At 73.8% G+C, this 5,983-nt stretch carries 7 protein-coding genes; 2 read left to right on the top strand and 5 right to left on the bottom strand.

Annotation, left to right across the window (positions count from 1 at the left end):
- Positions 1-394 precede the first annotated feature (394 nt).
- Complete coding sequence (serB, locus tag ABZ340_RS36210) at positions 395-1,627, top strand: phosphoserine phosphatase SerB (RefSeq protein WP_358786147.1); 1,233 nt, start codon at positions 395-397, stop codon at positions 1,625-1,627.
- A gap of 198 nt (positions 1,628-1,825) precedes the next feature.
- Here serB and ABZ340_RS36205 read toward each other — a convergent pair whose 3' ends face one another.
- The 4 genes from ABZ340_RS36205 to ABZ340_RS36190 all read right to left on the bottom strand — a co-directional run bounded on the left by ABZ340_RS36205 (position 1,826) and on the right by ABZ340_RS36190 (position 4,554).
- Positions 1,826-2,344, bottom strand: coding sequence for a histidine phosphatase family protein (locus tag ABZ340_RS36205; protein ID WP_358786146.1), 519 nt, complete (start codon positions 2,342-2,344; stop codon positions 1,826-1,828).
- A gap of 169 nt (positions 2,345-2,513) precedes the next feature.
- The gene (locus ABZ340_RS36200; protein ID WP_358786145.1) at positions 2,514-2,723 is read right to left on the bottom strand and encodes a hypothetical protein; all 210 of its coding nucleotides are present in this window, start codon (positions 2,721-2,723) and stop codon (positions 2,514-2,516) included.
- Positions 2,724-3,020: 297 nt separating this feature from the next.
- On the bottom strand, positions 3,021-3,137 hold the full coding sequence (locus tag ABZ340_RS36195) for an SGM_5486 family transporter-associated protein (protein ID WP_358786144.1): 117 nt from the start codon (positions 3,135-3,137) through the stop codon (positions 3,021-3,023).
- Between the two features lie 34 nt (positions 3,138-3,171).
- A complete protein-coding gene (locus tag ABZ340_RS36190) occupies positions 3,172-4,554 on the bottom strand; it encodes a CynX/NimT family MFS transporter (RefSeq protein WP_358786143.1) in 1,383 nt (460 codons plus the stop codon).
- A 124-nt stretch (positions 4,555-4,678) separates the two neighbouring features.
- Between ABZ340_RS36190 and ABZ340_RS36185 the strand changes: the two genes are divergently transcribed.
- A complete protein-coding gene (locus ABZ340_RS36185) occupies positions 4,679-5,371 on the top strand; it encodes a FadR/GntR family transcriptional regulator (protein WP_358786142.1) in 693 nt (230 codons plus the stop codon).
- Here ABZ340_RS36185 and ABZ340_RS36180 read toward each other — a convergent pair.
- Positions 5,349-5,789 carry a hypothetical protein gene (locus ABZ340_RS36180; protein ID WP_358786141.1) on the bottom strand — a complete coding sequence of 147 codons (441 nt, stop codon included), beginning with the start codon at positions 5,787-5,789 and terminating at the stop codon, positions 5,349-5,351. The genes ABZ340_RS36185 and ABZ340_RS36180 overlap by 23 nt on opposite strands.
- Positions 5,790-5,983 lie beyond the last annotated feature (194 nt).

Raw genomic sequence — 5,983 nt, 5'->3', positions numbered from 1 at the left:
AACGTCCTGTGGGCCCTCATCCGTGACCGACGGTGCTACCAAGTCACACCGCCCGTCACGCTTGCCGCTTGACACCAGCATTAGGAAGCCTCCGCGCGCGCCCCGGCGGCCACCGGACTCCGGGGAACGGTCCGGGGACCGGCGGCGGTCCCGGTGGGGCGAGGCCCCTCCGCCTCCGCCCCCACCCCCGCCCCCACCCCCGCCTCCGCCGGCGCCGCCGCGGCGGCCGAGGGGCGGGAAATGACCCGGGGAGACAGACCGCGGAAGCCGGGGAAAGGGGCCGTGGAAACGGAACGTACGGGCACTCGCCGTCCGGAAGACGCCCCTTGTTCCCTGTCCGGCAGGCGGACCTCGGGGGCGGAAGGCACCGAGTGCCGGATACGGTGGGAACACCATGAGCGCATCGCAGACCTCCGACGTCCCCACTCTCCTTGTCAAGATCTTCGGCAAGGACCGGCCGGGCATCACGGCCGGCTTGTTCGACACCCTCGCCGCCTACTCCGTCGACGTGGTCGACATCGAGCAGGTCGTCACCCGTGGCCGGATCGTGCTGTGCGCGCTCGTGACCGAGCCGCCCCGGGGGCTGGAGGGCGGGCTGCGGGCGACCGTCCACAGCTGGGCGGAGTCGATGAAGATGCAGGCGGAGATCATCTCCGGCATCGGCGACAACCGGCCGCGCGGCCTCGGCCGCTCCCTGGTGACGGTTCTCGGCCACCCGCTCACCTCCGAGGCCACGGCTGCGATCGCCGCCCGGATCACCAAGGCCGGCGGCAACATCGACCGTATCTTCCGGCTGGCCAAGTACCCGGTGACGGCGGTCGAGTTCGCCGTGTCCGGCGTGGAGACCGAACCGCTGCGCACGGCTCTGGTGACGGATGCGGCGGCACTCGGTGTCGATGTCGCGGTCGTGGCGGCCGGGCTGCACCGCAGGGCACAGCGCCTGGTCGTCATGGACGTGGACTCCACGCTCATCCAGGACGAGGTCATCGAGCTCTTCGCCGCGCACGCCGGCTGCGAGGACCAGGTCGCCGAGGTGACGGCGGCCGCGATGCGCGGGGAGCTGGACTTCGAGCAGTCGCTGCACGCGCGGGTGGCGCTGCTGGAGGGGCTGGACGCCTCGGTGGTGGAGAAGGTGCGCAGCGAGGTGCGGCTGACGCCGGGCGCGCGCACCCTGATCCGTACGCTGAAGCGCCTCGGTTACCAGGTGGGTGTCGTCTCGGGTGGGTTCACGCAGGTCACCGATGATCTGAAGGAGCGGCTGGGGCTGGACTTCGCCCAGGCCAACACGCTGGAGATCGTCGACGGGAAGCTGACGGGCCGGGTCACCGGCGAGATCGTGGACCGGGCGGGCAAGGCGCGGCTGCTGCGCCGGTTCGCGGCCGAGGCCGGAGTGCCGCTGTCGCAGACGGTGGCCGTCGGTGACGGCGCCAACGACCTGGACATGCTGAACGCGGCCGGTCTCGGGGTCGCCTTCAACGCCAAGCCGGTGGTACGCGAGGCCGCGCACACGGCGGTGAACGTGCCGTTCCTGGACACGGTCCTGTATCTGCTGGGCATCACCCGCGAGGAGGTCGAGGCCGCGGACACGCTCGACCGGCACCTGGGGCAGGACTCCGGCGGGCACTGAACCGCCCGGTGGGCGCCCGTGCCCGCCGTGGACGCGGCAAGCGCCGTACCCCCGTGCACGCCGTGCCCGCCATGGGCACCCCGGAGCCCGGTACCGCATCGGTGCCGGGCTCCTGTCGTGTGATCCGGTCCCGCCCGTGGGCCGCTCCGGTCCGGTCCGTCCCCGAGTCCCTCCCCCGGGCCCGGCCCGCGAGCCGGGTCAGTCGGCCGGCGCCCAGTAGTCGAGCAGCGTGGCCACGCCCGGCTCCAGGGTCTTCCAGGGGCCGGTGAAGGAGAGCACGGCGAAGGCGGCGGTCGGGAATCCGCGGCCGGCCATCCTGGCACGGGCGTCCTCCTCGGCCGAACCGGCCAGGATGTCGGCGAGCCCCTGAACCCCCGGGTTGTGGCCGATCAGCAGAGCGTTCTGCACATCGTCGGGGGTCTCGTTGAGCACGGCGATCAGCTCGCCGGGCGAGGCTTCGTAGATCCGCTCCTCATAGACGGTTTTCGGCCGGTGCGGGAACTCCTGGACGGCGAGCTTCCAGGTCTCGCGGGTGCGGGTCGCGGTGGAGCACAGGGCCAGCTCGAACGGGATGCCGGTGTCGGCCAGCCGGCGTCCGGCCTCTGCGGCGTCCTTGCGGCCCCGCTCGGCGAGCGGTCGCTCGTGGTCGGTCACCTGCGGCCAGTCGGCTTTCGCATGCCGGAAGAGGACAATCCTGCGGGGTTCTGCGACGCTCATGAGACCCAGCTTCGCATGAAACAGGCCACGAGGCGCAGGGAGTTGACATGCGGTTCCACCGCCGGGCGGTCCGGTCGGCGCGTCCGGACCGGCACCCGCTCCCCCGCGCCCGTCCACCGGCGCCGACGGGGCCCGCCGATTCCCCGCGGCCCGTTCCGGGCGGCAGGACTCAGCGCGCGATCAGCTGTCGCGTCCACTCCAGGAGGCGGGTGAGCGTCGGCTCGGCGGGGGCCGCGTGGGCGTCCGACGGGTCGAGTATCAGCAGGAGCAGGGTGACGAAGGCGAGCGTGGGCAGGGCGAGCGCCCACCAGGGCAGCCGGATCTCGGCGCCGTCGCCCCGGGGCGCCGGGTGGGGCCGGGTGTGCGTACGGGCCGGCATGGGAGCCTCCGATGGTCTTCGAGCGCCGTGGGCCGTGGTTCCCACGGACGGCAGCGCCGTGGGCGTGGTCCCCCGGACGGCAGTTTGTCGTCCGGGATCTTGGCCCGTGGTCCGCCTGGTGCGGCCACACCTCGAAGTTACGGAATCCGCAGGCCCCGCCCCATCCGGAGATCCACCCACTTGACCCTGACCCCTGCCCCCTAGGGGACAGGGGGGCCTCCCCCACCATCGGCCGCGTGCGCGGCGGCCGGCCTCACCCCGCCGCCCGTGCGCGGGGAGCGTGGCCGGAGAGTGCGGTCAGGGAGCGGCGATCGACGCGATGATGCCGATGATCAGGAAGATCCCGAAGAAGGCGCCGAAGACGAGCAGCATCTTCTTCTGACCGTGCTGGGGGTTCGGGTCGAGGACTGGCATGGGCCCAGTGTCGCACCCCCGGCCGGCACCCGGGTCAGCGGCCCGCCTCGTCCTCCACCGTGCGGTCGCGTCCCGCCAGGACACCGACCGCCATCTGCGGCACCATCAGGGCCGTCATCAGCGCGATCGGCAGGCCCCAGCCACCGCTGTGCTGGTAGAGCACGCCCACCAGGAGCGGGCCCGGAATGGAGATCAGGTAGCCGGTGCTCTGCGCGAAGGCCGACAGCTGGGCGACGCCCGTGCCCGTCCGGGCCCGCATCCCGACCATGGTCAGGGCGAGCGGGAAGGCGCAGTTGGAGACGCCGAGCAGCACCGCCCAGGCCCAGGCACCGCCGGCCGGGGCGAAGTACAGCCCGGCGTACCCGGCCAGGCCGCACACGCCCAGCACCAGGACGATCGGGCCCTGGCTCGGCAGCCGTGTGGCCACGCGCGGGATGACGAAGGCGAGCGGCACGCCCATCACCATGGTGACGGCCAGCAGCAGCCCGGCCGTACCGGCGGAGACGCCCGCGTCCCGGAAGATCTGCGCCATCCAGCCCATCGTGATGTAGGCGGCGGTGGCCTGGAGCCCGAAGAAGACGGCGAGCGCCCAGGCGGTGCGGCTGCGGGTGATCCGCAGCGCGGGCTGCCCGGCGGCCTGCGGCTCGGGCCGCGGCTCGGACCGCCCCTCACGCGCGGGCTCCGCGTCCCGTCCGTGGGTGTTCTGTGCGGTGGGCGCCTCCCGGTCCCGCACGAACGCCAGCCACGGCAGGACGGCCGCCACCGCGAGCACGGCCCACACCGCGAGGCCGGGCTGCCAGTCGCCGCCCAGCGCGTCCGTCAGGGGTACGGTCGCCGCGGCGGCGATCGAGGTGCCGAAGGCGAGCGCCATCGAGTACAGGCCGGTCATGGAACCGACCCGGTCGGGGAACCAGCGCTTGACGATGACCGGCATCAGGACGTTGCTGACCGCGATGCCCATGAGCGCGAGGGCGCTGGCGGCCAGGAAGCCGGGCGTGCCGCCCGCGTACGGGCGTATCAGCAGGCCGGCGGCGATGGCCGCCATGCCCGCGCACACCACCGCGCCGGGGCCGAAGCGGCGGGCCAGCCGCGGGGCGGTGACGCCGAAGACGGCGAAGCACAGCGGGGGGACCGAGGTGAGCAGCCCCGCCACGCTGCCGCTCATGCCGAGCCCGTCGCGGACCTCTTCCAGGAGGGCGCCGAGGCTGGTGATGGCGGGGCGGAGGTTGAGCGCGGCCAGCACGATGCCGAGGACGAGCAGGCGTGTCGTCCATGCCGTCCACACGCGCGGGGACGGCTTTTCCGGCACGGCACGCTCGCCGGGCTCCTCGGCTTCCCGGGCGTTGGGCGCGGCCGAACTGACGGCGGTCGTGGACTTCAGCGTCCGGGTTTCCTCACTAGCCATGAGGCCCATCATAGAATCATGGGATGATTGGTTGTCCATTCCTCGGCGACCCCGGAGTCTCCGGCGCCCCCACAGACTCCGACGACCCCGGCGTCCCGGACCGTCCGCGGCCGGAACCAGCGTGCGAAGGTGTGCCATGCCCCTGAGCCATCCCCGCCGTTCGGCACTGTCCGAGCAGGTCATCGCCGCGCTGCGGCAGCAGATCACCTCGGGTGAGTGGCCGGTCGGCTCGCGCATCCCGACGGAGCCCGAGCTGGTGGAGCAGCTCGGGGTCGCCCGCAACACGGTCCGCGAGGCGGTCCGCGCGCTGGCCCACAACGGCCTGCTGGACATCCGCCAGGGCTCCGGCACGTACGTCGTGGCGACCAGCGAGCTGGCGGGTGTGATGCACCGCCGTTTCGCCGACGCCGACCCCCGGCACGTCGCCGAGCTGCGTTCCACGCTGGAGTCGGCCGCGGCGCGGCTGGCGGCCGAGCGGCGCACGGAGAAGGACCTCAAGCAGCTCGACGCGCTGCTCGTGCGCCGGGAGGAGGCGTGGCAGTCGGGCGACACGGAGGCGTTCGTGGCGGCGGACGCCACCTTCCACCTGGCCGTGGTGGCTGCTTCCCACAACGACGTCATGACCGCGATGTACGCGGACCTCGGCGAGGTGATGCGGGACTGGCTGCGCGAGGACGTCGGCGAGGCGCTGACGCCGGAGACGCACATGGACCACGCGCGGCTGGTCGACGCGATCCGCACGGGGGACGCCGACACGGCCCAGGCGGAGGCGGCGGGCTATCCGTTCCTGTGCCGGCCGGGCCGGTTCAGCTCGCCCGGCGGTGGCTGACCCAGGCGGAGCCGACCTCGTCCCAGCAGCGGCCGGTCAGCCGTACGGTCTGCGCGGGACCGGCCTCCACCGGGGCGCCGTCGCCGTCGAGGTCCCACCAGTGGACGCACTCGACGTGCAGACTCACGTGATCGGGGTCGGGATAGGGGTTGTGGCAGTAGGCGGTCACCCGGGAACCGGTGACGCGGACCCGGCACGCGGCGCCGAAGGGCCGGGACGGGTCCGTCTCCTCCCCGGCGGGCACGCGCGCGTGGGGCACGGCGCCGCTCACGCGCGTGTGGGCCGCCCCCACCGCTCCCCGGGCGGACCCTCCGGGGGGAGCGCCGTCCACGCGCGCGTGGGCCGCCGCCACGTACGGCGGAGCCATCACGCAGACGACGGCGACGGTCGCTGAGGCCAGGCTGCGGAACAAGCGCACAAGGGGACCTCCTCGGCCGTGCTGGGGAGGGGAACGGCGGGGCGGGCCGCCTCTTCCAGGGTGCCCGTGACCCGGCCCGCGCCGCCCGGCCGGCTGCGCCGGACGGGTGACGCGCCGAGGGGCCCCCCCCGGGCGGGTGGCGGCCCACGGCGGCAGGCCCGGCGGCGGGTTCGGTCAGGGGCCCCTGGCGGGCA

The organism is Streptomyces sp. NPDC006134, assembly GCF_040628835.1.
Lineage (GTDB): Bacteria > Actinomycetota > Actinomycetes > Streptomycetales > Streptomycetaceae > Streptomyces.
The sequence above is the reverse complement of the archived record's forward strand: the minus strand, read 5'-3'. Positions and strand labels throughout refer to the sequence as shown.

Excerpts from the sequence above, each read along its gene's own strand:
- serB (WP_358786147.1), top strand. The coding sequence starts at position 395 with ATGAGCGCATCGCAGACCTCCGACGTCCCCACTCTCCTTGTCAAGATC.
- ABZ340_RS36200 (WP_358786145.1), bottom strand. The coding sequence starts at position 2,723 with ATGCCGGCCCGTACGCACACCCGGCCCCACCCGGCGCCCCGGGGCGAC.
- ABZ340_RS36190 (WP_358786143.1), bottom strand. The coding sequence starts at position 4,554 with ATGATGGGCCTCATGGCTAGTGAGGAAACCCGGACGCTGAAGTCCACG.
- ABZ340_RS36195 (WP_358786144.1), bottom strand. The coding sequence starts at position 3,137 with ATGCCAGTCCTCGACCCGAACCCCCAGCACGGTCAGAAGAAGATGCTG.
- ABZ340_RS36185 (WP_358786142.1), top strand. The coding sequence starts at position 4,679 with ATGCCCCTGAGCCATCCCCGCCGTTCGGCACTGTCCGAGCAGGTCATC.
- ABZ340_RS36205 (WP_358786146.1), bottom strand. The coding sequence starts at position 2,344 with ATGAGCGTCGCAGAACCCCGCAGGATTGTCCTCTTCCGGCATGCGAAA.